At 52.3% G+C, this 25,661-nt stretch carries 30 protein-coding genes; 23 read left to right on the top strand and 7 right to left on the bottom strand.

From position 1 onward, the window contains the following. Positions 1 to 176 precede the first annotated feature (176 nt). Both fliB and ACE15A_RS13445 read right to left on the bottom strand, forming a co-directional pair. Entirely contained in the window at positions 177 to 1,382 is a 1,206-nt protein-coding gene (fliB, locus tag ACE15A_RS13440; RefSeq protein ID WP_053508889.1) for a flagellin lysine-N-methylase, read from the bottom strand. A gap of 78 nt (positions 1,383 to 1,460) precedes the next feature. Further along, positions 1,461 to 2,948 carry a FliC/FljB family flagellin gene (locus ACE15A_RS13445; RefSeq protein WP_129382443.1) on the bottom strand — a complete coding sequence of 496 codons (1,488 nt, stop codon included), beginning with the start codon at positions 2,946 to 2,948 and terminating at the stop codon, positions 1,461 to 1,463. A 255-nt stretch (positions 2,949 to 3,203) separates the two neighbouring features. Here ACE15A_RS13445 and fliD point away from each other — a divergent pair, with 255 nt between their 5' ends. From fliD to amyA, 4 genes are all read left to right on the top strand, one after another. Further along, positions 3,204 to 4,610 (top strand): flagellar filament capping protein FliD, encoded by a 1,407-nt coding sequence (gene fliD / locus ACE15A_RS13450; RefSeq protein ID WP_023246854.1) that lies wholly within the window; start codon positions 3,204 to 3,206, stop codon positions 4,608 to 4,610. Between the two features lie 11 nt (positions 4,611 to 4,621). Continuing rightward, the gene (gene fliS / locus ACE15A_RS13455) at positions 4,622 to 5,029 is read left to right on the top strand and encodes a flagellar export chaperone FliS (RefSeq protein ID WP_000287764.1); all 408 of its coding nucleotides are present in this window, start codon (positions 4,622 to 4,624) and stop codon (positions 5,027 to 5,029) included. Then, positions 5,029 to 5,397, top strand: a complete 369-nt coding sequence (gene fliT, locus ACE15A_RS13460; RefSeq protein WP_000204899.1) for a flagella biosynthesis regulatory protein FliT — start codon at positions 5,029 to 5,031, stop codon at positions 5,395 to 5,397. The genes fliS and fliT overlap by 1 nt, the downstream gene beginning before the upstream one ends. Before the next feature lie 71 nt (positions 5,398 to 5,468). Further along, a complete protein-coding gene (amyA, locus tag ACE15A_RS13465; RefSeq protein WP_053508885.1) occupies positions 5,469 to 6,953 on the top strand; it encodes an alpha-amylase in 1,485 nt (494 codons plus the stop codon). A gap of 39 nt (positions 6,954 to 6,992) precedes the next feature. Here amyA and yedD read toward each other — a convergent pair whose 3' ends face one another. After that, on the bottom strand, positions 6,993 to 7,406 hold the full coding sequence (yedD, locus tag ACE15A_RS13470) for a lipoprotein YedD (protein WP_023246852.1): 414 nt from the start codon (positions 7,404 to 7,406) through the stop codon (positions 6,993 to 6,995). A 185-nt stretch (positions 7,407 to 7,591) separates the two neighbouring features. On the opposite strand from yedD, the gene yedE reads away from it, so the two are divergent. From yedE to ACE15A_RS13485, 3 genes are all read left to right on the top strand, one after another. Continuing rightward, the gene (gene yedE / locus ACE15A_RS13475) at positions 7,592 to 8,797 is read left to right on the top strand and encodes a selenium metabolism membrane protein YedE/FdhT (RefSeq protein WP_023246851.1); all 1,206 of its coding nucleotides are present in this window, start codon (positions 7,592 to 7,594) and stop codon (positions 8,795 to 8,797) included. Next, positions 8,794 to 9,027 (top strand): sulfurtransferase-like selenium metabolism protein YedF, encoded by a 234-nt coding sequence (gene yedF, locus ACE15A_RS13480; RefSeq protein ID WP_000790504.1) that lies wholly within the window; start codon positions 8,794 to 8,796, stop codon positions 9,025 to 9,027. Before yedE ends, yedF begins: the two co-directional genes overlap by 4 nt. A 250-nt stretch (positions 9,028 to 9,277) precedes the next feature. Further along, positions 9,278 to 9,676: a hypothetical protein gene (locus ACE15A_RS13485; RefSeq protein ID WP_162786016.1), complete on the top strand. Its 399-nt coding sequence runs from the start codon at positions 9,278 to 9,280 to the stop codon at positions 9,674 to 9,676. A 118-nt stretch (positions 9,677 to 9,794) separates the two neighbouring features. On the opposite strand, the gene fliE is transcribed toward ACE15A_RS13485, so the two are convergent. After that, complete coding sequence (gene fliE / locus ACE15A_RS13490; RefSeq protein WP_023246849.1) at positions 9,795 to 10,109, bottom strand: flagellar hook-basal body complex protein FliE; 315 nt, start codon at positions 10,107 to 10,109, stop codon at positions 9,795 to 9,797. A 216-nt stretch (positions 10,110 to 10,325) separates the two neighbouring features. On the opposite strand from fliE, the gene fliF reads away from it, so the two are divergent. From fliF to rcsA, 14 genes are all read left to right on the top strand, one after another. After that, positions 10,326 to 12,008, top strand: coding sequence for a flagellar basal-body MS-ring/collar protein FliF (gene fliF, locus ACE15A_RS13495; protein ID WP_053508881.1), 1,683 nt, complete (start codon positions 10,326 to 10,328; stop codon positions 12,006 to 12,008). Beyond that, positions 12,001 to 12,996, top strand: a complete 996-nt coding sequence (gene fliG / locus ACE15A_RS13500; RefSeq protein ID WP_023246847.1) for a flagellar motor switch protein FliG — start codon at positions 12,001 to 12,003, stop codon at positions 12,994 to 12,996. Before fliF ends, fliG begins: the two co-directional genes overlap by 8 nt. Then, a complete protein-coding gene (fliH, locus tag ACE15A_RS13505; RefSeq protein ID WP_023246846.1) occupies positions 12,989 to 13,696 on the top strand; it encodes a flagellar assembly protein FliH in 708 nt (235 codons plus the stop codon). The genes fliG and fliH overlap by 8 nt, the downstream gene beginning before the upstream one ends. Continuing rightward, positions 13,696 to 15,066, top strand: a complete 1,371-nt coding sequence (gene fliI / locus ACE15A_RS13510; RefSeq protein ID WP_023246845.1) for a flagellar protein export ATPase FliI — start codon at positions 13,696 to 13,698, stop codon at positions 15,064 to 15,066. Before fliH ends, fliI begins: the two co-directional genes overlap by 1 nt. 21 nt (positions 15,067 to 15,087) lie before the next feature. After that, the gene (fliJ, locus tag ACE15A_RS13515) at positions 15,088 to 15,531 is read left to right on the top strand and encodes a flagellar export protein FliJ (protein ID WP_023246844.1); all 444 of its coding nucleotides are present in this window, start codon (positions 15,088 to 15,090) and stop codon (positions 15,529 to 15,531) included. Next, on the top strand, positions 15,528 to 16,748 hold the full coding sequence (gene fliK, locus ACE15A_RS13520) for a flagellar hook length control protein FliK (protein WP_064055684.1): 1,221 nt from the start codon (positions 15,528 to 15,530) through the stop codon (positions 16,746 to 16,748). Before fliJ ends, fliK begins: the two co-directional genes overlap by 4 nt. Before the next feature lie 104 nt (positions 16,749 to 16,852). Next, positions 16,853 to 17,320 (top strand): flagellar basal body-associated protein FliL, encoded by a 468-nt coding sequence (gene fliL / locus ACE15A_RS13525; protein WP_023246842.1) that lies wholly within the window; start codon positions 16,853 to 16,855, stop codon positions 17,318 to 17,320. 4 nt (positions 17,321 to 17,324) lie between these two features. Further along, on the top strand, positions 17,325 to 18,329 hold the full coding sequence (gene fliM / locus ACE15A_RS13530) for a flagellar motor switch protein FliM (protein ID WP_000502811.1): 1,005 nt from the start codon (positions 17,325 to 17,327) through the stop codon (positions 18,327 to 18,329). After that, positions 18,326 to 18,739, top strand: a complete 414-nt coding sequence (gene fliN, locus ACE15A_RS13535) for a flagellar motor switch protein FliN (RefSeq protein ID WP_053508877.1) — start codon at positions 18,326 to 18,328, stop codon at positions 18,737 to 18,739. Before fliM ends, fliN begins: the two co-directional genes overlap by 4 nt. Next, the gene (fliO, locus tag ACE15A_RS13540) at positions 18,739 to 19,116 is read left to right on the top strand and encodes a flagellar biosynthetic protein FliO (protein WP_072158691.1); all 378 of its coding nucleotides are present in this window, start codon (positions 18,739 to 18,741) and stop codon (positions 19,114 to 19,116) included. Before fliN ends, fliO begins: the two co-directional genes overlap by 1 nt. Next, on the top strand, positions 19,116 to 19,853 hold the full coding sequence (gene fliP, locus ACE15A_RS13545) for a flagellar type III secretion system pore protein FliP (RefSeq protein WP_001253411.1): 738 nt from the start codon (positions 19,116 to 19,118) through the stop codon (positions 19,851 to 19,853). Before fliO ends, fliP begins: the two co-directional genes overlap by 1 nt. Before the next feature lie 9 nt (positions 19,854 to 19,862). After that, the gene (gene fliQ / locus ACE15A_RS13550; RefSeq protein WP_000187355.1) at positions 19,863 to 20,132 is read left to right on the top strand and encodes a flagellar biosynthesis protein FliQ; all 270 of its coding nucleotides are present in this window, start codon (positions 19,863 to 19,865) and stop codon (positions 20,130 to 20,132) included. Positions 20,133 to 20,140: 8 nt separating this feature from the next. Further along, on the top strand, positions 20,141 to 20,935 hold the full coding sequence (fliR, locus tag ACE15A_RS13555; protein WP_023246840.1) for a flagellar biosynthetic protein FliR: 795 nt from the start codon (positions 20,141 to 20,143) through the stop codon (positions 20,933 to 20,935). A gap of 281 nt (positions 20,936 to 21,216) precedes the next feature. After that, complete coding sequence (rcsA, locus tag ACE15A_RS13560; RefSeq protein WP_129382444.1) at positions 21,217 to 21,840, top strand: transcriptional regulator RcsA; 624 nt, start codon at positions 21,217 to 21,219, stop codon at positions 21,838 to 21,840. Between the two features lie 38 nt (positions 21,841 to 21,878). On the opposite strand, the gene dsrB is transcribed toward rcsA, so the two are convergent. Further along, positions 21,879 to 22,073 (bottom strand): protein DsrB, encoded by a 195-nt coding sequence (dsrB, locus tag ACE15A_RS13565; protein ID WP_000867218.1) that lies wholly within the window; start codon positions 22,071 to 22,073, stop codon positions 21,879 to 21,881. Between the two features lie 128 nt (positions 22,074 to 22,201). Here dsrB and yodD point away from each other — a divergent pair, with 128 nt between their 5' ends. Both yodD and ACE15A_RS13575 read left to right on the top strand, forming a co-directional pair. Next, positions 22,202 to 22,429, top strand: a complete 228-nt coding sequence (gene yodD / locus ACE15A_RS13570; protein ID WP_023246837.1) for a YodD family peroxide/acid resistance protein — start codon at positions 22,202 to 22,204, stop codon at positions 22,427 to 22,429. Between the two features lie 308 nt (positions 22,430 to 22,737). Next, a complete protein-coding gene (locus tag ACE15A_RS13575) occupies positions 22,738 to 23,553 on the top strand; it encodes a mannosyl-3-phosphoglycerate phosphatase-related protein (RefSeq protein ID WP_023246836.1) in 816 nt (271 codons plus the stop codon). Here ACE15A_RS13575 and dgcQ read toward each other — a convergent pair. Beyond that, complete coding sequence (gene dgcQ, locus ACE15A_RS13580; protein WP_053508875.1) at positions 23,532 to 25,244, bottom strand: cellulose biosynthesis regulator diguanylate cyclase DgcQ; 1,713 nt, start codon at positions 25,242 to 25,244, stop codon at positions 23,532 to 23,534. The two genes, ACE15A_RS13575 and dgcQ, sit on opposite strands and share 22 nt — an antisense overlap. Positions 25,245 to 25,408: 164 nt before the next feature. Further along, the gene (locus ACE15A_RS13585) at positions 25,409 to 25,594 is read right to left on the bottom strand and encodes a YodC family protein (RefSeq protein WP_000232161.1); all 186 of its coding nucleotides are present in this window, start codon (positions 25,592 to 25,594) and stop codon (positions 25,409 to 25,411) included. Between the last annotated feature and the right edge of the window lie 67 nt (positions 25,595 to 25,661).

Genomic DNA, 25,661 nt, shown 5'->3' on the forward strand with positions numbered 1-25,661 from the left:
ATGAGTTATCGGCATGATTATCCGTTTCTGCAGAGGGTTCTATCGAAGGAATAAGGCTATAAAAGAAGGGTTATTTCACTTATGTAACCTGTAGCGCCTTTTTTGCGGATAAAAGAGCAGAATAAAATCAGCCAGATAGAATTAACGGGATGCGCAAGAGCCCACCCCGAACAAAATTATGTCAGAAGATGAATCATCGACAGATCGTCGCCAGTACGCACCGTTTCTATATGGCGATGAAAATTCTTCGCCACCTCGCTGTTATGCTGACTGCGGGAGTGAAAACTATACACAATGTTGGTAACGTCATCCCACTCAAGCCGCCCGCGCTCATGCACGCTGGCCGCCGTTAATAGCTTAATAAACGCATATTCCGCCACGATAATATACAGCGCGCGTAACGGGTCAACATTCGGCTGATTGGGGAAATTATTTTCCCAAATTTTATAGAGAATTAAATTCCTGAAGGCCCAGCTCCCCTGCTGCTCATCCGCCTGCAAACAACGTGCGAACGAGGTCTCAATATCGCCGACCTTCTGCTCCATTGAAACGCCCTCTTCCGCCGTCAACACCCGCAGAAGACACTGGATGTAGTGATCAAGGATAATGCTGCCGCGATTAAGCGGGAGCGAGCGGAAATAGTTCTGCATCTGCAATACCAGCGAGGTTTTTACCTTGCTATCCGGCGTGATATTCATCAACTCCTGCGCCAGCACGCCTGTCTGCAATTGCTCAAGTAACGCGGCATATACTTGTTCCAGTTCACCCAGCGCCGCATCATCAATTTTGGCAAATTTCTGCGCATACATGACAAATTTAATTAACGCATAGAGCGCGGCTTCCGTACTGCTGTTGGCATGGTTGATCAAACTCAGGCAAAACAGATTGAGTAACTTTTGCTGCGGTGGAAATAACGGCGCAGTATTGAATGTCTGCTGAATGATTGTTTTTTCGCCAAGTGCCATCGCGTCAGGGTCGTTTAAAATGCGGGACGTCACCTCCGGGCAGGCAAGGCTCAGAGAGTTACGTACCTCATTTTTATAGGTATGATGCGCCCGCGGGAAAGAGGAACAGGTATGGCTTAATGCCTTTGCTCCCAACGTTTTTTGCACCCGGCACAGACGGTCCTCATCCAGATAGGGGCAATTTCCCAGCGCGGAAGGCAGTTTAATTTCCCCCCAGTGGCTGTTGTTCTTTTTCAGCAGAATAATATGGTCTTGCGCTATGGTACGAATCGTCGTGTCTTTACTGGCGAGATACTTTTTGACCGTCGTCTTATCCAGCGTGATTTTCCAGCCCTTACAACAGTGGTCGCGACAGGCCGAGCCAGAACAGGAAAAGCGGGTGACAAAGGCAGGTTCAGTGACGGTGATTTCTTTCATTACACAGGCTCCGGAATTAAAAAAGGCAGCTTTCGCTGCCTTGATTGTGTACCACGTGTCGGTGAATCAATCGCCGGATTAACGCAGTAAAGAGAGGACGTTTTGCGGAACCTGGTTAGCCTGCGCCAGAACGGAAGTCCCTGCCTGCTGCAGAATCTGCGCGCGAGACATGTTGGAGACTTCGGTCGCATAGTCGGAATCTTCGATACGGCTACGGGCAGAAGTCAGGTTGTTTACGGTGTTGCCCAGGTTGGTGATAGCGGAGTTGAAACGGTTCTGTACCGCACCCAGGTCAGAACGTAACGTGTCAACCTGTGCCAGCGCAGCATCAATTTTCTGCAGCGGGTTTTCGGTTGTTGTGGTAGCCGCTTCCGCCAGATCGGGCTGTGCTTTAAAGTTGTGACCTTCGGCTTTACTCGCAGCGTAAGTTTTACCACCAATAGAAACAACTTCGGTTTTGCCGTCTGCGCCACCCAGTTTGTTTAGTGCAGTTTTGGATGTACCGTCATCTGCGGTGTAAGACGTAGTGTTAACACTAAAGCTACCATCTTTTTTCTGAGTAGCGGCGTAGTAGTCATTGCCTACTTTTACAGCATAACCGCCATCAATCGTCTTACCGTTTTTATCGGTATAAGACATTTTGACAACTTCAGCAGTAGCTGCATCTGCAGTAGTCACACCGCCTGCTTTCAATTGGTCTTGAATAGCAGTAGATGCTGGGATTTTACCTTGTACTTCTGTAACCTCTTTCACACCGGCAGGTTTAGTTGCAGCTGCTGTTGCTGCCGTACCCGGAACGGTAACTGCACCAGTAGCGGAATCAACATCTACTTTAAGGAAACCACCTTTAGCAGTATCAGTCGCATCAGCAAAGCTTACTTCTACATAGTAATCTGTGCCATTAGAGTAAACTTTACCGTCTTTTAGGGCACCATCTGTCGATGCACCAGTTACACCATTTTTAATTGCAGTAGCAGTAAGAGCACTGGTATCCAGTTTAATGCTCTGCGCTGGTTTGCTATCTACATCATAAGCTTTCTGCACATTCAGCGCATCCAGACCCAGGGTCTGAGAGTTGATCTGCTTCAGATCGATGTCGATAGTTTCACCGTCATTGGCGCCAACCTGGATGGTCAGGGTGTTGTCCTGCGCCAGAACTTTCACGCCGTTGAACTGAGTCTGACCGGATACACGGTCGATTTCGTTCAGACGCTGGGTGATTTCAGCCTGGATAGAGTCGAGGTCAGACTGGGAGTTGGTGCTGTTAGCAGACTGAACCGCCAGTTCACGCACACGCTGCAGGTTGTTGTTGATTTCGTTCAGCGCGCCTTCAGTGGTCTGCGCAATAGAAATACCGTCGTTAGCGTTACGGGAAGCCTGAGTCAGGCCTTTGATGTTCGCGGTGAAACGGTTAGCAATCGCCTGACCTGCCGCATCGTCTTTCGCGCTGTTGATACGCAGACCGGAAGACAGACGCTCAATAGCGGTGCCCAGTGCGGACTGGGATTTGTTCAGGTTATTCTGGGTCAACAGCGACAGGCTGTTTGTATTAATGACTTGTGCCATGATCTTTTCCTTATCAATTACAACTTGATGTTATTGGGCTGTTGCCCACGGTTTCTCACCGTAACCCTTGTATCGGCACCTGAATTTCGAACTTTAGAAAATTTTTCACTTCCCCCGATCTTTTTCTTAGCCTGCGAAATAGCCGCTTTATGCATCATTATTCCGCGCATTATTTTTGCAAAATTAACATTAAACTTTGCCTCCAGATTGCCGATAACGCGCTTAACTACTGTTTGCAATCAAAAGGAAGAAGGCATGGCTTCAATTTCATCATTAGGTGTGGGATCAAACTTACCGTTGGACCAGTTGTTGACAGACCTGGCAAAGAACGAAAAAGGACGCTTAACGCCAATTACCAAGCAGCAGAGCGCGAATTCGGCAAAGCTTACTGCCTACGGCACACTGAAAAGCTCATTAGAAAAATTCCAGACGGCAAATACCGCGTTAAATAAAGCGGATCTGTTTAAGTCTACCGTGGCGTCCAGTACTACCGACGATCTCAAAGTCAGTACTACCGCTGGCGCTGCCGCAGGTACTTATAAGATCAGCGTAACCCAGCTTGCCGCCGCACAGTCGCTGGCGACAAAAACCACCTTCGCGACCACCAAAGAGCAGTTGGGCGATACGTCGGCCACGTCCCGGACAATTAAAATTGAACAGCCGGGACGTAAAGAGCCGCTGGAAATTAAGCTGGATAACGGCGACACCTCAATGGAGGCGATTCGCGATGCGATCAATGACGCCGACAGCGGTATTTCCGCCAGTATCGTTAAGGTCAAAGAGAACGAATTCCAGTTGGTGCTTACCGCCGATAGCGGTACCGACAATACGATGAAGATAACGGTGGAAGGCGATAAGAAACTTAACGATCTACTCGCCTATGACAGCACCACCAATACCGGCAACATGAAAGAGCTGGTGAAGGCGGAAAATGCAAAGCTGAACGTAAACGGTATCGATATTGAGCGTCAAAGCAATACCGTAACCGACGCCCCTCAGGGAATTACGCTAAACCTGACGAAGAAAGTGACCGACGCGACCGTGACGGTAACGAAAGATGATACTAAAGCGAAAGAGGCGATTAAATCCTGGGTTGATGCCTATAACTCGCTGGTGGACACCTTTAATTCATTAACTAAATATACTGCTGTCGAGCCGGGCGAAGAGGCCAGCGATAAAAATGGCGCTCTGTTAGGCGATAGTGTGGTTCGTACTATTCAGACCGGGATTCGGGCACAATTTGCCAATAGCGGTAGTCACTCTGCGTTCAAAACGATGGCGGAAATTGGCATCGCCCAAGATGGGACTTCCGGCAAACTGAAGATTGATGATGATAAGCTGTCCAAGGCACTGAAAGATAACACAGCAGCAGCACGTGAGCTGCTGGTGGGCGATGGTAAAGAAACGGGGATCACCACCAAAATTGCCACCGAAGTAAAAAGTTATCTGGCGGATGACGGCATTATTGATAATGCGCAGGACAACATTAACGCCACGCTGAAAAGCCTGACTAAACAATACCTGTCCGTTAGCAACAGCATCGATGAAACCGTTGCCCGTTACAAGGCCCAGTTTACCCAACTGGATACCATGATGAGTAAACTGAATAACACCAGTAGTTATTTGACCCAGCAATTTACAGCAATGAGCAACTCCAGATAACAGAGGTCACCATGTACACCGCGAGCGGTATCAAAGCTTATGCGCAAGTCAGCGTGGAAAGCGCCGTGATGAGCGCCAGCCCGCACCAGTTGATTGAAATGTTGTTTGATGGCGCGAATAGCGCCCTGGTGCGCGCTCGCCTGTTTTTAGAACAAGGCGATGTTGTCGCGAAAGGTGAAGCGTTAAGCAAAGCTATTAATATTATCGATAACGGTCTGAAAGCCGGTCTCGATCAGGAAAAAGGCGGTGAGATTGCGACGAATCTTTCCGAACTATACGACTATATGATTCGCCGTTTACTGCAGGCTAACTTGCGTAACGACGCTCAGGCCATCGAAGAAGTGGAAGGGTTACTCAGCAATATTGCAGAAGCCTGGAAGCAGATTTCACCGAAAGCATCTTTCCAGGAGTCTCGTTAATGACCTCAACCGTGGAGTTTATCAACCGTTGGCAGCGTATTGCGCTGCTCAGTCAATCGCTGCTTGAACTTGCGCAGCGAGGTGAATGGGATCTCTTACTGCAACAAGAGGTCTCCTATCTGCAAAGTATTGAAACGGTGATGGAAAAGCAAACTCCACCGGGCATTACGCGAAGTATTCAGGATATGGTCGCCGGGTACATCAAACAAACGCTGGATAATGAGCAGCTCCTCAAAGGGCTGCTGCAACAGCGACTGGATGAACTCAGTAGTTTGATCGGACAATCCACCCGCCAAAAATCGCTCAATAACGCTTATGGCCGTCTCTCCGGTATGTTACTCGTGCCAGACGCGCCTGGCGCCTCATAATATTTTCCCGTCTCGTATGAAAACTCCTCCATACTCCAGAGGTCGGCTAAACGACTTCTGGAGCGCGGAAGATGAAAAACCCCACGTTATTGCAGTACTTCCACTGGTATTATCCCGACGGCGGTAAACTCTGGCCTGAGCTGGCGGAACGTGCTGATGAGCTGAATGATATCGGTATCAATATGGTCTGGCTACCGCCCGCCTGTAAAGGCGCCTCCGGCGGCTATTCCGTAGGCTATGATACCTACGACCTATTTGACCTCGGCGAATTTGACCAAAAAGGGACCGTCGCGACAAAGTACGGCGATAAACGCCAGTTACTGGCAGCGATAGACGCGCTCAAAAAAAATAATATTGCGGTGTTACTCGACGTGGTTGTGAACCACAAAATGGGCGCAGACGAAAAAGAACGTATTCGCGTCCAGCGCGTGAATCAGGATGACCGCACGCAAATCGATGACAACATCATCGAATGCGAAGGCTGGACGCGCTACACCTTCCCTGCCCGCGCGGGCCAATATTCCAACTTTATTTGGGACTATCACTGTTTCAGCGGCATTGATCACATCGAAAATCCCGATGAAGACGGCATTTTTAAGATCGTCAATGACTATACCGGCGATGGCTGGAACAATCAGGTTGATGATGAGATGGGTAATTTTGACTACCTGATGGGCGAAAATATCGATTTTCGCAACCATGCGGTTACGGAAGAGATTAAATATTGGGCACGCTGGGTCATGGAACAAACCCACTGTGACGGCTTTCGCCTGGACGCGGTAAAACATATACCCGCCTGGTTTTATAAAGAATGGATTGAGCATGTACAGGCCGTCGCACCAAAATCGCTGTTTATTGTCGCAGAATACTGGTCGCATGAAGTGGATAAACTACAAACGTACATCGATCAGGTTGACGGGAAAACCATGCTGTTCGACGCGCCGTTGCAGATGAAATTTCACGAGGCCTCCCGCCAGGGCGCGGATTATGACATGCGCCACATTTTCACCGGCACGCTGGTAGAAGCCGATCCTTTTCACGCGGTAACGCTGGTCGCTAACCACGATACACAACCGTTACAGGCGCTGGAAGCCCCGGTAGAACCCTGGTTCAAACCGTTAGCCTATGCGCTGATCCTGCTTCGTGAAAACGGCGTACCGTCGGTATTCTATCCCGATTTATACGGCGCCAGCTATGAGGATAGCAACGAAAATGGTGAGCCCCGTCGGGTCGAAATGCCGGTCATTAACCAACTGGATCGGCTGATCCTCGCTCGTCATCATTTTGCGCACGGCATACAAACACTCTTTTTCGATCATCCTAACTGTATTGCCTTTAGCCGCAGTGGTACTAAAGAAAACCCAGGCTGCGTGGTCGTACTTTCTAATGGCGACGACGGTGAAAAAACCCTCCTGCTCGGCGACAATTACGCTAACAAGACCTGGCGTGATTTTCTGAGAAACCGGGATGAGCATGTTGTAACTAACAAGCAAGGCGAAGCGACTTTTTTCTGCAACGGAGGCAGCGTCAGCGTGTGGGTTATTGAGGACGCGTGATGAACTTTCCCGGCGGCAGAACGCTGCCGGGAAGCAAAATTACGGCAGTGGCGTCGGCAGTGGCGTTTTTTCTAACGCGGCGGCGCACTCCGGCGTCGGACGAGCGACCCGTTGCAGCGTCATACCATCATATTCCAGGGTATTCCCGTCGCGCTCAATCTCATAAAGCTCACGCTTAACCGTAACATTGGTTAAATCATCGGAGAGCATGGTCAGCTTACCCGGCAGGGCAATAACGCGCTGCCACTGGCGACAGTCCAGCGTATCGCCGTCTTTAGTTACTACCAGGCTGGCGATAGCTTCAGGACTCACCAGCTTACGTTGCGGGCCTTTTGACTGCCAGTACCCTTCCAGACCGGCCGGCGCTGGCGTTTTCACCACATCATTATAATTTTCCACCTCAGCGCATCCGGCCAGAACCAGCAATGCGCCAACGATCGCTACTTTTTTCATCATTCATCCTGCATCAGAAGAAAGAGGAATTGTGGCATTAAAGCCCTGATGCCGCCAGCCTTTCCAGGCTCTGGCCGCAATTTGATCCAGTCGGTATTACCGCTTATTAGGTGTGGGCAAATTCTGTGATCGGTGTAGTATGCACACTTCTTGTTTCACACCTTCTGAGTTCAGAGGCTAAACACATGTCATGGCAACACTTCAGGCAAACCTGGTTAATTAAATTCTGGGCCCCGGCCCCTGCGGTGATCGCAGCCGGTATTCTCTCTACCTACTATTTTGGCATCACCGGTACTTTCTGGGCCGTGACGGGCGAATTTACCCGCTGGGGCGGGCAAATTTTACAGCTTTTTGGCGTTCATGCCGAACAGTGGGGCTACTATAAGCTGATTCATCTGGAAGGTACGCCGCTGACGCGTATCGACGGAATGATGATCCTCGGCATGTTCGGTGGCTGTTTTGCCGCCGCGCTGTGGGCCAACAACGTAAAACTGCGTATGCCGCGTAGCAGAATCCGTATCGTGCAGGCGGTGGTCGGAGGCATTATCGCTGGCTTCGGCGCGCGTCTGGCGATGGGGTGTAACCTGGCCGCCTTTTTTACCGGTATTCCGCAGTTCTCCCTACACGCGTGGTTCTTTGCGCTGGCGACCGCTATCGGCTCCTGGTTCGGTGCCCGCTTTACGCTGCTGCCGATATTTCGTGTACCGGTGAAAATGCAGAAGGTCTCAGCGGCTTCCCCGCTGACGCAGAAACCGGATCAGGCAAGACGGCGTTTCAGGCTCGGTATGCTGGTCTTTATCGGCATGATGGGCTGGGCGCTGTTAACGGCAATGCATCAGCCGAAACTGGGACTGGCGATGCTGTTCGGCGTCGGATTTGGACTACTGATCGAGCGCGCGCAAATCTGCTTTACCTCGGCCTTCCGCGATCTGTGGATCTCCGGACGCGCCCATATGGCAAAAGCGATTATTTTCGGCATGGCGGTCAGCGCCATTGGTATTTTCAGCTACGTGCAGTTGGGCGTTGCACCTAAAATTATGTGGGCAGGCCCGAATGCGGTCATTGGCGGACTGCTGTTCGGTTTTGGCATCGTGCTGGCGGGCGGCTGCGAAACCGGCTGGATGTACCGCGCCGTAGAGGGCCAGGTGCATTACTGGTGGGTGGGACTCGGCAATGTCATCGGTTCGACCATCCTGGCTTACTACTGGGATGATTTCGCGCCCGCGCTGGCGACCAGTTGGGATAAAGTGAACCTGTTGAGTACCTTCGGCCCGCTGGGTGGTCTGCTGGTCACGTATCTGTTGTTATTTGCCGCGCTGATGTTAATCATCGGTTGGGAAAAACGTTTCTTCCGCCGCGCCGGACTAACTCTCGCTAAGGAATCCACATGAAAAATATCGTCCCTGATTACCGTCTTGATATGGTTGGCGAACCCTGTCCGTACCCGGCGGTAGCGACTCTGGAAGCGATGCCGCAGCTAAAAAAAGGGGAGATTCTGGAAGTGGTGAGCGATTGTCCGCAATCTATTAATAATATTCCGCTGGATGCGCGCAATCATGGCTATACGGTGCTGGATATCCAGCAGGATGGCCCAACAATTCGTTATCTGATTCAAAAATAAGCGCATGCTCCCGCTGTACGTTACGGCGGGAGACATTTTTTACGGCGTAACAGGCAAAAATCTAAAACACATAAAATAAATCAGACAAGGTTGTCTTGTGCGCCGCTGCATAAATCTATTATTAATAGATACCGCTTTAATTTTTTCTGAGATGATGAAAAATTTATGACTATTTGACCAAAATATAAAGTAATTATTATTTTTCGCCCACACCATAAAAACTATCGGATATTGATACTTTTACTCACTGATGCCATCAGGTGAGATTTATTTATGCGCAGCAAAAGTCAAAAAAATGATAAAAGTTATTCTCATTTCTCTTATGGTAACCGTCAGCCTTGCTGCTGCCCGTTACTCACCCGTCACAGTAGTCAATGCGTATCCCAGCGTCATTGCCCGCTGTCTCGCTGATAATCTGTACCAGTATGGTTATATACTGGATCTTCATGAAACAGATTTTCCAGGCGTTAATAAAGAATTTACCGTGTATTATCGCAACGGCGCGCACATTGCCGGAACATTCTGGATCGCAAACTCAATGTCAACATCGCCAGAACGAACGGTAGGGATGTATGGCGTCAGTAAACAAGCGTACCCTATTTTTAATAAGTCCCTGCAACAATGTGCAACCCGCTTATCAATGAAATGAGCTCGCCTCGCAAAAAATAAATCCACTTTCTGACGCACTAGTTACATAAGTCACGCCCCCAGCCACTGACTTATGTAAACGCCTGGGAGCTCGCTGCCGATGTGTTGTCAGCTCTGGCTTAAACCTGCATCGACATTACTTCCTGGTACGCAGCCACCAGCTTGTTGCGCACCTGAATTCCCATTTGCATGGAGACGGACGCTTTCTGCATATCGGCCATCACATCATTAAGCGCAATGCCCGGCTCACCCAGAGTGAATTTTTCGGCCTGAACGCGCGCCTCCGTCTGCTTGTCGCTAATACGATCCAGCGCAGCATGTAGCTGACCGGCAAAACTCACCGTCGGCTGCGAGTGCGTTTCTTGCCCGCGCGCGGCCACCGCCGTCGCCTGTAACTGGCTAATAACCCCTTCAATCCCCTGTATTGCTGCCATGCTATTCCCCTGGATGATTTTTTACGCAACAGAGATTACCAGTTTGTCAATAAGATAAAGGCGTTAAATAACGATAAAAAACCTCGGTTTTTAGCGCATAGAAAAATTCGAAACCGCAAATAATGAGACCGTCAATTTTTCGAGTTTGCTGACCCGGGAGTGAGTCTTGTTCCACTTTGCAAAAAACGCCGTCCACGATCAGTCACGAGGTGCGAGATGAGTGCGACTGCATCGACTGCAACCCAACCTAAACCTCTCGAGTGGCTTAATCGCCTACGCGCGAATCCCCGAATTCCATTAATTGTGGCGGGTTCCGCTGCCGTGGCGATCGTCGTTGCGATGGTGCTGTGGGCCAAAACGCCCGATTACCGCACGCTATTTAGCAATCTTTCCGATCAGGACGGCGGCGCGATCGTCGCGCAGTTGACCCAGATGAATATCCCCTATCGCTTTGCCAATGGCAGCGGCGCGATTGAAGTGCCAGCCGACAAAGTGCACGAACTGCGTCTACGTCTGGCACAGCAGGGGTTGCCCAAAGGGGGTGCGGTAGGCTTTGAACTGCTTGATCAGGAAAAATTCGGTATCAGTCAGTTCAGCGAGCAGGTGAATTATCAGCGCGCGCTGGAAGGTGAACTGGCCCGGACGATCGAGACGCTGGGTCCGGTAAAAAGCGCCCGCGTTCACCTGGCGATGCCAAAACCGTCTCTATTTGTGCGGGAACAAAAATCCCCTTCCGCCTCCGTCACCGTCACACTGGAACCGGGCCGGGCTCTGGATGAAGGACAAATTAGCGCCGTAGTACATCTGGTTTCCAGCGCTGTCGCCGGTTTGCCGCCAGGAAACGTTACTCTGGTCGATCAATCCGGTCATCTGCTTACGCAATCCAATACCAGCGGTCGCGACCTTAATGACGCACAATTAAAATTCGCTAATGATGTGGAAAGCCGTATCCAGCGCCGTATCGAAGCCATTCTGTCGCCTATCGTCGGTAACGGTAATGTTCACGCTCAGGTAACCGCCCAGTTGGATTTCGCCAATAAAGAACAGACGGAAGAGCACTACAGCCCGAACGGCGATGCGTCGAAGGCCACCCTGCGTTCACGTCAGTTGAATATTAGCGAACAGATAGGCGCGGGCTACCCCGGCGGCGTGCCTGGCGCGCTGTCGAACCAACCAGCGCCGCCGAACGAGGCGCCGATCGCCACGCCGCCGACCAATCAGCAAAACGCGCAGAATACGCCACAAACCAGCACCAGTACGAACAGTAACAGCGCTGGTCCGCGCAATACGCAGCGTAATGAAACCAGCAACTACGAAGTGGACCGTACCATTCGTCACACCAAAATGAATGTGGGCGATATTGAGCGTCTCTCAGTGGCCGTCGTGGTGAATTACAAAACGCTGGCGGATGGCAAACCGCTGCCGCTGACTGCCGATCAGATGAAACAGATCGAGGATTTAACCCGCGAAGCAATGGGCTTTTCCGATAAACGCGGCGATACGCTAAACGTGGTGAATTCACCGTTTACCGCAGTGGATGAAACCGGCGGCGAACTGCCCTTCTGGCAACAGCAATCCTTTATCGATCAACTGCTCGCGGCAGGTCGCTGGTTACTGGTGCTGTTGGTGGCCTGGATTCTGTGGCGCAAAGCGGTACGTCCGCAGCTGACGCGCCGCGTTGAAGAAACGAAAGCAGCGCAGGAACAGGCGCAGGTTCGTCAGGAAACCGAAGAAGCTGTGGAAGTACGCCTCAGCAAAGACGAGCAACTCCAGCAACGTCGGGCTAACCAGCGTCTTGGCGCCGAGGTGATGAGTCAGCGTATTCGCGAAATGTCAGACAACGATCCGCGCGTGGTGGCGCTGGTCATTCGCCAGTGGATGAGTAACGATCATGAGTAATCTTAGCGGTACCGATAAAAGCGTCATTTTGTTGATGACCATTGGCGAAGACCGGGCGGCAGAGGTGTTTAAACACCTCTCCACCCGCGAAGTACAGGCGCTAAGTACGGCGATGGCTAACGTGCGTCAGATCTCCAACAAACAACTGACGGACGTACTGTCAGAGTTTGAGCAGGAAGCGGAGCAGTTCGCCGCGCTGAATATCAATGCCAACGAATACCTACGCTCCGTACTGATAAAAGCGCTGGGCGAAGAGCGCGCCTCCAGCCTGCTGGAAGATATTCTGGAAACGCGCGATACCACCAGCGGTATCGAAACGCTCAACTTTATGGAACCGCAGAGCGCCGCCGACCTGATTCGCGACGAACACCCACAGATTATCGCCACCATTCTGGTCCACCTCAAACGCGGCCAGGCCGCCGATATTCTGGCGCTGTTTGACGAGCGTCTGCGTCATGATGTGATGCTGCGTATCGCGACGTTTGGCGGTGTACAGCCGGCGGCGCTGGCGGAGTTGACCGAAGTGCTGAATGGCCTGCTCGACGGTCAGAACCTGAAACGCAGCAAAATGGGCGGCGTAAGAACCGCGGCGGAAATTATCAACCTGATGAAAACGCAGCAGGAAGAAGCGGTTATTACCGCTGTGCGTGAATTCGACGGCGAACTGGCGCAGAAAATCATCGACGAGATGTTCCTGTTCGAAAATCTGGTGGATGTGGACGATCGCAGTATCCAGCGTCTGCTGCAGGAAGTGGATTCCGAGTCGCTACTGATCGCCCTGAAAGGTGCCGAACCGCCATTACGCGAGAAGTTCCTGCGCAATATGTCCCAGCGCGCCGCCGATATCCTGCGCGACGACCTTGCCAACCGTGGCCCGGTTCGTCTGTCTCAGGTGGAAAACGAGCAGAAAGCGATTCTGCTTATTGTGCGTCGTCTGGCGGAAACCGGCGAAATGGTGATTGGCAGCGGCGAGGATACCTATGTCTAATGAATTGCCGTGGCAAGTCTGGACCCCCGACGACCTCGCCCCGCCGCCAGAGACGTTTGTGCCGGTTGAAGCTGATAACGTTACCTTGACAGAAGATGCGCCAGAGCCCGAGCTCACTGCCGAACAACAATTGGAGCAGGAACTGGCGCAGCTAAAAATACAGGCCCATGAACAAGGTTATAACGCCGGGCTGGCGGAGGGACGGCAAAAAGGACACGCACAGGGATATCAGGAAGGGTTAGCGCAGGGACTGGAGCAAGGACAAGCCCAGGCGCAGACGCAGCAGGCGCCGATTCATGCCCGTATGCAGCAGTTAGTGAGCGAGTTTCAGAATACGCTTGACGCGCTCGATAGCGTCATCGCCTCACGGCTGATGCAAATGGCCCTGGAGGCCGCACGTCAGGTCATCGGCCAAACGCCAGCAGTGGACAACTCAGCGCTGATTAAACAGATCCAACAACTATTGCAGCAAGAGCCGCTCTTTAGCGGCAAGCCGCAGTTGCGCGTGCATCCGGACGACTTACAGCGGGTGGAAGAGATGCTGGGCGCCACGCTCAGTCTTCATGGCTGGCGGTTGCGTGGCGATCCGACTCTGCATCACGGTGGGTGTAAAGTGTCTGCCGATGAGGGCGATCTGGACGCCAGTGTCGCCACTCGCTGGCAAGAGTTATGTCGCCTGGCGGCGCCGGGAGTGCTCTGATGACCACGCGTCTAACCCGCTGGCTTACCGCGCTCGACAACTTTGAAGCAAAAATAGCGTTATTGCCGGCGGTGCGTCGTTATGGACGTTTAACCCGCGCCACTGGACTGGTACTGGAAGCCACCGGTCTCCAGCTTCCGCTGGGAGCAACCTGCATTATTGAGCGCCAGGACGGCCCTGAAACCAAAGAGGTGGAATCGGAAGTGGTCGGTTTTAACGGCCAACGTCTGTTTTTAATGCCGCTGGAAGAAGTCGAAGGCATTCTGCCCGGTGCCCGCGTTTACGCCCGTAACGGGCATGGCGATGGTCTGCAAAGCGGCAAACAGTTACCGCTCGGCCCGGCCCTGCTTGGTCGGGTGCTGGATGGCGGCGGTAAACCGCTGGACGGACTGCCTGCGCCGGATACGATGGAGACTGGCGCGTTAATCACACCGCCGTTTAACCCGCTACAGCGAACGCCAATCGAACATGTGTTGGATACCGGCGTGCGCGCTATCAACGCGTTGTTAACCGTAGGGCGCGGTCAGCGTATGGGGCTATTTGCCGGTTCCGGCGTCGGTAAGTCGGTTCTGCTTGGCATGATGGCGCGCTACACGCGGGCGGACGTGATTGTCGTGGGACTTATCGGCGAACGTGGCCGCGAAGTCAAAGATTTCATCGAAAATATTCTCGGCCCCGACGGTCGCGCGCGCTCGGTGGTGATTGCCGCCCCGGCTGATGTCTCACCGCTGCTGCGAATGCAGGGCGCCGCCTATGCCACTCGCATCGCCGAAGACTTTCGCGATCGCGGACAGCATGTGTTGCTGATTATGGATTCGCTGACTCGCTATGCGATGGCGCAGCGTGAAATTGCGCTGGCGATCGGCGAACCGCCAGCCACCAAAGGTTATCCGCCCTCGGTGTTCGCAAAGCTGCCGGCGCTGGTCGAACGTGCCGGTAATGGCATCCACGGCGGCGGCTCTATCACCGCGTTTTATACCGTGTTGACCGAAGGGGATGACCAACAAGATCCCATTGCCGACTCGGCACGCGCAATTCTTGACGGGCACATTGTCTTGTCCCGCCGTCTGGCGGAGGCCGGACACTATCCGGCCATTGATATCGAGGCGTCAATCAGCCGGGCGATGACCGCGCTCATTACCGAGCAGCACTATGCGCGGGTACGGCTATTTAAACAGTTGCTTTCCAGTTTCCAGCGTAACCGCGATCTGGTCAGCGTCGGCGCCTATGCCAAAGGCAGCGATCCGATGCTCGATAAAGCCATTACCTTATGGCCGCAATTAGAAGCGTTTTTACAGCAAGGCATTTTTGAACGGGCCGACTGGGAGGACTCTCTCCAGGCGCTCGATTTAATTTTCCCGACGGTGTGATAAAGCAGGAGGGCGACGATCATGGCACAACATGGCGCTCTGGAAACACTCAAAGATCTGGCCGAAAAAGAGGTAGATAACGCGGCGCGTTTACTGGGAGAAATGCGTCGCGGCTGCCAACAGGCGGAAGAACAGCTCAAAATGCTGATCGATTATCAGAATGAGTATCGCAGTAATTTGAACACCGATATGGGCAACGGCATCGCCAGTAATCGCTGGATCAATTATCAGCAGTTTATTCAGACACTGGAAAAGGCGATAGAGCAGCATCGCCTCCAGCTTACGCAGTGGACGCAAAAAGTTGACATGGCGCTGAAGAGCTGGTGTGAAAAAAAGCAACGTCTTCAGGCCTGGCAAACCTTACAGGACCGACAAACCGCGGCAGCGCTGTTAGCTGAAAACCGCATGGATCAGAAAAAGATGGATGAATTTGCTCAGCGTGCAGCAATGAGGAAACCCGAATGATCACCCTGCCCCAACTGATCACCACCGATACCGACATGACCGCGGGTCTGACGTCAGGAAAAGCCACCGGTTCAGCCGAGGACTTTCTGGCGCTACTGGCGGGCGCGTTAGGCGCAGACGGCGTACAGGGCAAAGACGCCCGCATCACGCTGGCCGATTTACAGGCGGCAGGCGGCAAATTATCAAAAGGGTTACTGACCCAACATGGCGAACCGGGTCAGGCGGCGAAGCTTGCCGACCTGCTGGCGCAAAAAGCGAATGCGACGGATGAAACGCTTACGGATCTGACACAAGCGCAACATCTACTGTCTACGCTAACGCCATCGTTGAAAACCAGCGCTCTGGCCGCATTGAGTAAAACAGCGCAGCATGATGAGAAAACGCCAGCGCTGAGCGATGAGGATCTCGCCAGTCTGAGCGCCTTATTCGCCATGCTGCCCGGACAACCTGTCGCGACGCCTGTCGCCGGAGAAACGTCGGCTGAAAATCACATCGCCTTACCGTCACTTTTACGCGGCGACATGCGATCGGTGCCGCAGGAAGAGACACATACGCTCTCTTTTAGCGAGCATGAAAAAGGGAAAACAGAGGCGTCGTTTGCGCGCATCAGCGACGATCGCGCCACGGGTCAATCACTGACGCCGCTGGTTGCTGCCGCCGCCGCGACCAGCGCGAAAGTGGATGTTGATAGCCCACCCGCGCCAGTAACGCATGGCGCGGCAATGCCGACTCTCAGCAGCGCCACGGCGCAACCGCTACCTGTTGCCTCAGCCCCGGTTCTCAGCGCGCCGTTAGGCAGCCATGAATGGCAGCAAACGTTCAGTCAGCAGGTCATGTTATTTACACGTCAGGGACAGCAAAGCGCGCAGCTTCGATTACATCCGGAAGAGTTAGGTCAGGTGCATATTTCGCTCAAGCTGGATGACAATCAGGCGCAGCTCCAGATGGTATCGCCGCACAGCCATGTCCGCGCCGCGCTGGAAGCCGCGCTGCCCGTGTTGCGGACCCAGTTAGCGGAAAGCGGCATTCAGTTGGGACAAAGCAGCATCAGTAGCGAAAGCTTTGCCGGACAGCAGCAGTCTTCATCGCAGCAGCAACAGCCTGCCCGCGCCCAACATGCGGACGCGTTTGGCGCTGAAGATGACATAGCGTTAGCGGCGCCGGCCTCGCTTCAGGCCGCCGCACGCGGCAATGGCGCAGTGGATATCTTCGCCTAACGCCAGAGGTAGCATGATTATCCGCGTCTTTTCCACGCTTTGTCGTGGACAGGACACGGGATAATCAGCCAATAAGCAGTACCGAAACAGGAAGCCCGTATCAGATGACTGACTCCGCGATTAACAAAAAGAGCAAACGCTCGATTTGGATACCTTTGCTGGTGTTGATTACCCTCGCCGCCTGCGCAACCGCAGGTTATAGCTACTGGCGTATGCAGCAACAACCGACCCCGAACGCTAAAGCGGAACCGGCTCCGCCGCCTGCGCCGGTATTTTTTGCGCTGGATACGTTTACCGTCAATCTGGGCGATGCGGATCGTGTGTTGTATATCGGCGTAACCCTGCGTCTGAAAGACGAAGCGACCCGCGCGCGATTAAATGAATATCTGCCGGAAGTGCGCAGCCGTCTGCTGTTGCTGTTTTCCCGTCAGAATGCCGCCGAGCTCTCAACGGAAGCAGGCAAACAAAAACTGATTGCCGCCATTAAAGAGACTCTGGCCGCGCCGCTCGTTGCCGGACAACCAAGACAGGTCGTCACCGACGTGCTTTATACAGCTTTTATTCTGCGGTAACGATATGGGCGATAGTATTCTTTCTCAGGCTGAAATCGATGCGCTGTTGAACGGCGACAGCGACACTAAAGACGAACCCACTCCCGGTATCGCAAGCGATAGCGATATTCGCCCTTACGATCCCAATACCCAGCGTCGCGTCGTGCGTGAACGCTTGCAGGCGCTGGAGATCATTAACGAACGTTTCGCACGCCAGTTCCGGATGGGATTATTTAACCTGCTGCGCCGCAGCCCGGATATTACCGTGGGCGCTATACGTATTCAGCCGTATCACGAATTTGCGCGTAATCTGCCGGTACCGACCAACCTGAACCTTATCCACCTGAAGCCGCTACGCGGCACCGGGCTGGTGGTGTTCTCGCCGAGTCTGGTGTTTATTGCCGTCGATAACCTGTTCGGCGGCGACGGTCGTTTCCCGACCAAAGTCGAGGGCCGCGAGTTTACCCATACGGAACAGCGCGTCATCAACCGTATGCTGAAACTGGCGCTGGAAGGCTATAGCGATGCATGGAAAGCCATTAATCCGCTGGAAGTGGAGTATGTTCGTTCCGAAATGCAGGTGAAATTTACCAATATCACCACCTCGCCGAACGATATCGTCGTCAATACGCCGTTTCATGTGGAAATCGGCAATCTGACCGGTGAATTTAACATCTGTCTGCCATTTAGCATGATCGAGCCGCTGCGTGAGCTGCTGGTGAACCCGCCGCTGGAAAACTCGCGCCATGAAGATCAGAACTGGCGTGATAACCTGGTACGCCAGGTTCAGCACTCCGAACTGGAGCTGGTGGCGAATTTTGCCGACATTCCGTTGCGTCTTTCCCAGATTTTGAAGCTGAAACCCGGCGATGTACTGCCGATTGAAAAACCCGACCGCATTATTGCTCATGTGGACGGCGTGCCGGTACTCACCAGCCAATATGGCACCGTAAACGGACAGTATGCGCTACGCGTAGAACATTTGATCAACCCAATTTTGAATTCGCTGAATGAGGAACAGCCCAAATGAGTGACATGAATAATCCGTCCGATGAGAATACTGGCGCATTGGATGATCTGTGGGCTGACGCGTTAAACGAGCAAAAAGCGACCACCAATAAAAGCGCCGCCGACGCGGTTTTCCAACAACTTGGCAGCGGCGATGTCAGCGGCGCCATGCAGGATATCGACCTGATTATGGATATCCCGGTCAAACTGACCGTAGAGCTGGGCCGCACGCGAATGACCATTAAAGAACTGCTGCGCCTGACGCAGGGGTCGGTCGTCGCGCTGGACGGGCTGGCGGGCGAGCCGCTGGATATCCTGATTAACGGCTACCTGATTGCCCAGGGTGAAGTGGTCGTCGTGGCGGATAAATACGGTGTACGTATCACCGATATTATTACGCCATCCGAGCGTATGCGTCGTTTGAGTCGTTAATGATGAAGACACAGGCCACGGTTTCTCAGCCCGCCGCGTCAACCGGATCGCCGCTAATTCAAGTGAGCGGCGCATTAATTGGCATTATAGCGCTCATTCTGGCGGCGGCCTGGGTGATTAAGCGTATGGGATTCGCCCCAAAAGGAAATAGCGTGCGTGGACTCAAGGTATCAGCCAGCACCTCGCTCGGCCCGCGAGAACGCGTGGTGATTGTTGAGGTCGAAAATGCACGTCTGGTACTGGGCGTAACCGCCTCGCAGATTAACCTGCTGCACACTCTTCCTCCCGCGGAGAGCGACACGGAAGCGCCTGTGGCCCCACCGGCAGATTTCCAGAACATGATGAAGAGCTTACTCAAGCGTTCCGGGAGATCCTGATGCGCCGCTTGTTATTCCTTTCGCTGGCGGGCCTGTGGCTTTTTAGTCCCGCCGCCGCTGCGCAACTGCCGGGGCTTATCAGCCAACCATTAGCGGGCGGAGGCCAAAGCTGGTCATTATCCGTCCAGACTCTGGTCTTCATCACCTCGCTGACGTTCCTGCCAGCGATTTTACTGATGATGACCAGTTTCACCCGCATCATCATTGTTTTTGGCTTGTTGCGTAACGCGCTGGGCACGCCCTCGGCGCCGCCAAATCAGGTACTACTCGGACTGGCGTTGTTTTTGACCTTTTTTATTATGTCGCCCGTCATTGACAAGATTTACGTGGACGCTTACCAGCCGTTTAGCGAGCAGAAAATTTCTATGCAGGAAGCGCTGGATAAAGGCGCGCAACCGTTACGCGCGTTCATGCTGCGCCAAACCCGCGAAGCCGATCTGGCGCTGTTTGCCCGTCTGGCCAATAGCGGCCCGTTACAGGGACCGGAAGCAGTACCGATGCGTATTCTCCTGCCCGCCTATGTCACCAGCGAATTAAAGACGGCGTTTCAGATCGGTTTTACGATTTTCATCCCTTTTTTGATTATCGACCTGGTGATCGCCAGCGTACTGATGGCGTTAGGGATGATGATGGTACCGCCAGCGACAATCGCCCTGCCGTTTAAGCTGATGCTGTTTGTACTGGTCGATGGTTGGCAATTGCTTGTGGGGTCGCTGGCCCAAAGCTTTTACAGTTAGAGGCGCAAAATGACTCCAGAATCCGTCATGATGATGGGCACCGAGGCGATGAAAGTCGCCCTCGCCCTGGCTGCGCCGCTGTTACTCGTCGCGCTGATTACCGGCCTCATTATCAGTATCTTGCAGGCCGCCACTCAGATTAATGAAATGACGCTGTCGTTTATCCCTAAAATCGTCGCCGTATTTATCGCAATTATCGTTGCCGGCCCGTGGATGCTCAACCTGCTGCTGGATTACGTACGCACTCTGTTCAGCAATTTACCTTATATCATCGGATAAACAGAACGATGATACAGGTCACAAGCGAGCAATGGCTATACTGGATGAATCTTTATTTCTGGCCTTTGCTGCGCGTGCTGGCGCTGATTTCAACCGCGCCGATTCTCAGCGAGCGCGCTATTCCCAAGCGTGTAAAGCTGGGACTGGGAGTGATGATTACCCTCGTTATCGCGCCGTCGTTACCGACAAACGATACGCCGCTTTTTTCTATTGCCGCCTTATGGCTGGCAATGCAACAAATTCTGATCGGTATTGCGCTGGGATTTACCATGCAGTTCGCCTTTGCGGCGGTTCGTACCGCGGGTGAATTTATCGGTCTGCAAATGGGGCTTTCCTTTGCCACCTTCGTCGACCCGGGCAGCCACCTTAATATGCCGGTCCTGGCGCGTATTATGGATATGCTCGCCATGCTACTGTTTCTCACCTTTAATGGTCATTTGTGGCTTATTTCGCTGCTGGTCGATACCTTCCACACCCTGCCCATCGGTAGCAACCCGGTGAACAGTAATGCGTTTATGGCGCTCGCCAGGGCCGGAGGACTCATTTTCTTAAACGGACTGATGCTGGCATTGCCGGTCATTACCCTCCTGCTTACGCTCAATCTGGCGCTGGGGCTATTAAACCGCATGGCACCACAGCTTTCTATATTCGTTATCGGTTTCCCGCTGACGCTCACCGTCGGCATTATGCTGATGGCCGCGCTAATGCCATTAATTGCACCGTTTTGCGAACATTTATTCAGCGAAATTTTCAATTTGCTTGCTGATATTGTTAGCGAGATGCCGATAAATAATAACCCATAATCTTTATCATGTTTTACTAAGGTTTATCCGAAAATAAATTTTAAAAAACATTCACCAGGATATATCTGTTGCCACTTATTTGTTTTTACTTCACTCACATAACACAATATTCACTTTACTTTAAGATGATTCCTAGCAAATTATATGCAACTTTACGGGATAGTAAGTTCGCCTGAAAAACGGCGTAAGCGTTATCTAAGGTGACTATTCGTGTTCCGTCTGATTATGGTGAGTTATTCAGGTAAGGGGAATTATCGTTACGCATTGAGTGAGGGTATGCCATGTCAACGATTATTATGGATTTATGCAGTTACACCCGGCTAGGGTTAAGCGGGTATCTGGTCAGCAGAGGGGTGAAAAAAAGGGAAATCAACGACATCGAAACCGTTGACGAACTCGCTATCGCTTGTAGCGCGCATCAGCCTTCGGTGGTGTTTATTAATGAGGACTGTTTTATTCATACGCCTTCAGACAGTCAACAAATAAAGCAAATCATTAATCAACATCCTGACACGTTATTTATTGTTTTTATGGCAATTGCTAATGTACATTTTGATGAATATTTATTAGTAAGAAAAAACTTACTGATTAGCTCAAAATCGATTAAACCTGACTCGCTGGATACTATTCTTGGCGATATTCTGAAAAAAGAGTCTGGTATTTCAGGAACCATAAATTTACCAACGTTATCGTTAAGTCGAACTGAATCCAGCATGCTGCGAATGTGGATGGAAGGTCAGGGAACCATTCAGATTTCTGACAGAATGAATATTAAAGCCAAGACAGTGTCCTCCCATAAGGGGAATATTAAACGAAAGATAAAAACGCATAATAAACAAGTGATCTATCACGTAGTACGACTGACAGATAACGTCACTAACAGCATTTTTGTTAACATGCGCTGAGACATCCGGACTGGCAATGCACCTCCAGTCCGGCTCAATTAGTCCTGCTCCGCCTTCTCGACAAAAATGCCGTCCTGATGACCTGACTCATTGAAGAACCAGATGCCGAGCGGGTAATCTTCCAGCGAAACCAGATACATTGTGCCTTCACTAAATTCTTCCACTGCCAGTACCACGCCCGGTCGGCGGGGACCGCCGTCCGTTTTAACGGTTACCCGATCATTCACCTTCATCATTTTCCTCCTGTTACTTTGTGCCAGTGTAGAACAATTTTCCGCGTCTGACAGCGCCTTGCTGACGTGTTTGCTGGTTTTCTCAACGGGCTATACTTAGGCTGTCAGGAACCAGCGAGGTAGTGAAGATGAAAACGGCAAAAGAGTACAGCGATACGGCCAAGCGCGAAGTCAGCGTCGACGTAGATGCGCTACTGGCGGCAATAAATGAAATCAGCGAAAGCGAGGTTCACCGTAGCCAAGAAGATCCTGAGCGAGTGAGCGTAGACGGACGGGAATATCATACATGGCATGAATTAGCTGAAGCATTCGAGCTGGATATTCATGATTTTAGTGTAACGGAAATAAACCGTTAAAAATGGCCGAAAAAAATCCCGGCCTACGGGTCGGGATCAAACTTGCTTATGCAAGAAGCACTTGAAAATTCGTTACACCAGGAAATCTGATGTGAGATTTACCTTATCTGCAATTTTTTTGCATGACAAGTAAATATTTTTTACATGAATGATTAAGCCTGCTAATGGTTCGGTAGCAAAAGTGTGACAACGCATGCGCTGTCTGGAAGCGACGGGATCGGTTCCAGTTAGCGTTCTACTTCTTTCGGATGTGCTTTAGGATTTTTCCTAGAAATAAGCCCGCCGTTGCAATGGAAAATGAGGAAAAAATGCTCTCAATCCATGACCCCTTGCTGATTTTTACCGATCTGGACGGCACGTTGCTGAACAGCCACACCTTTGAGTGGCAGCCCGCAGCCCCCTGGCTTACGCGCCTGCATGAAAGCGGCGTACCCGTGATCCTCTGTAGCAGTAAAACCGCGGCTGAAATGCTCCAGCTCCAGACGACGTTAAATCTACAGGGACTGCCGCTGATTGCGGAAAACGGTGCGGTGATCCAACTGGACGCTCATTGGGAAGACCATCCCAACTATCCCCGCCTGATAGCCGGTATTTCTCACAACGAAATCCGCCTCGTCCTGCATAAGTTGCGTGAAAAGGAACAGTTTAAGTTCACCACTTTTGATGACGTTGACGATCAGGTAATAAGTGAATGGACGGGCCTGAATCGGGCACAGTCTGCCCTAACCCGTCTGCATGAAGCTTCGGTGTCGCTGATCTGGCGCGATAGCGATGAACGCATGGCGCAGTTTGTCGCCCGTTTAAATGAACTGGGACTGCAATTTGTCCATGGCGCCCGTTTCTGGCATGTGCTGGACGCCTCCGCCGGTAAAGATCAGGCCGCCAACTGGCTGATTGAAGCATATCGTCGCCAGTGGCACGCGCGTCCTCTGACGTTGGGACTGGGAGACGGTCCCAATGATGCGCCCTTACTGGATGTGATGGATTATGCGGTTATCGTTAAAGGGCTAAACCGGGAGGGCGTACATTTGCGTAACGACGATCCTCAGCGCGTCTACCGTAGCCAGAATGAAGGACCGAATGGCTGGCGCGAAGGAATGGACTATTTCTTTTCCCGCTCCTGAGTCGCGTCGCTGGCGCAAATACGGTTACGTCCGGACTGTTTGGCGTAATAAAGCCGTTTGTCGGCCAGCGACTGCAACTGTTCAAAGTCATAGTCGCCGTATTCCTCCGCGCTGCTGATCCCCATTGACGCGCTGATACGAAGCGTCGTGCTTTTCGTCACCAGAATCTCTTTGTCATTAATGCGCTGGCGTATGCGTTCGGCAATCTGCAGCGCCTGCGCTTTCGTCGCGCCGGGCAGCACGATACAAAACTCTTCGCCCCCTACCCGTCCGGCGATGTCGTGCGATCGAATGGTGCTGCCAATGAGCCCAGCGGCATGGGACAACACGCGATCGCCGGCCTGATGGCCAAAGCGATCGTTAACGCTTTTAAAATAATCTAAATCCAGCTGTACCACAGAAAAAGGCTGGCGGGATTCCCGGTAACGCTTTGCCAGCCTGGACGCTTTTTCAAACAGCGCGCCACGGTTATAGAGCCGGGTCAGCGGATCGTGCCATGCCTGCCATTGCAGCGAATTTTGCAGAACAAACATGTTTTTGACCATATGTCGAATAACGCCCCAGGAGATCAACAGCATCGCCGTAAAAAGTACCCATAACAGCGTCAGCGCGATACTAATACTGCCAAAATTCCCTTGTATGCCTTCACGAAATGTATGCACGCGCAGCAGGACGCCATCAAAATGATCCAGCCGCTCCCAGCTTACATAATGCGTTCCTAAACGCAGCCCGCCGAGGGTATCTTTTTCTATTTCACGCGCCAGTAAGGCGCGTTCACGGTCATTTAACGTATTAGCGGTTTGTTGTTCCGGCGTGGAGTCTGCCAGCAAACGGAGATGGTTATCGTATAGCTGATACTCTCCTTCGATATCCTTTTCAGCCGCATCGCGCAGGAACCGCTGGAATGACGCGACGGGAATATCCATTGCCAGTACGCCATACCAGTAATTATCGTGATCCAGCGGCACACTGGCTGTCACTTTTTGCTGCTCAACAGCAATATAGGGCTGTGAGGAGGTAAACCACTGCACGCCGCGCTGTGGGTTACGCCGTTGACTTTGCTCAATAAACCAGGGCTGGGTCACGTACTGATAGTAACGTGATACGATATCGCTACCGTATGCCGTAGGGAGGGTTGAGAGATAAAACCCTGAGCGAGAAACATACATCGTCTCCAGCGTCAGCATGGCGGATGAGCGCGCCAGACGCGCCAGATACCCCAGCTCCAGCGTGGCGGTTAATTCATTTGCCAGATCGCGATTATCCCGCGAAAGGAGCGTCGTCCGGGCGACAAACTGATCGGAAACGCCATATAGCGGCAATGTCCGCCGCTTATCCAGCTCCAGTTGCCAGAAATGCCGGGCGCGTCGTTGCTCAAACTGCGTTACCGCACTTTGCAATGCGGCAAAAGCCAGCGGCGCCACCAGCGCTTCATGCATACCGTTACGTAAAAAGATCAACCTATCCATGTTGAATTGCAGTTGGCGGTCAAGGGCATTCGCGACGCTCCCCAGATGATTGCGCTGACTGGCGACATAGGCGTCTTTCAGTATCATCACTTCCCGCCAGGTAAGTAGCGTCGAGAACAGCATCACGATCAGAAAGCAAGTGTTGACGACATGGCCGGGACCAAAACGCCGCGCCAGCTTTTTAAACCAGCCTTGATTTTCTAACAGTGTCTCGTGCGGCACCCTGGTAACTCCTGGTTATTTATACAACGCCCCTTGATGGCTTACGGTAGTCAGACATCACTAAGGGATACCGCTAAATCCAGGCATAACCTGATAGCAGCATGTCGCCGCGCGACGACTCTCTTTATCCACAACAAAACGCCCGGCGTTAACCGGGCGTTTTGTCATCGGGCTTCGTCCCGCACGCGCCTTTCCTTGCCTGGCACGAGCTCATTCTCATGGAATGCCTCCCGCTTTACGCCAAAACCGTCATACCAGCGGCACTCTACCATTCCGCTGGAATAACCGGTGACGATCATCCGGGGTCCCCCCTCTTTCACCGTAACTTCCTCACTGACAGAAAAGACCATACCTGCCTCCGGTATCAGATGAAACGTTTTCACCTTAGACGACAACGGGCAATTTTGCACAATTCAT

The sequence above is a fragment of the Salmonella sp. HY31 genome (assembly GCF_042604575.1).
GTDB classification, from domain to species: domain Bacteria; phylum Pseudomonadota; class Gammaproteobacteria; order Enterobacterales; family Enterobacteriaceae; genus Salmonella; species Salmonella diarizonae.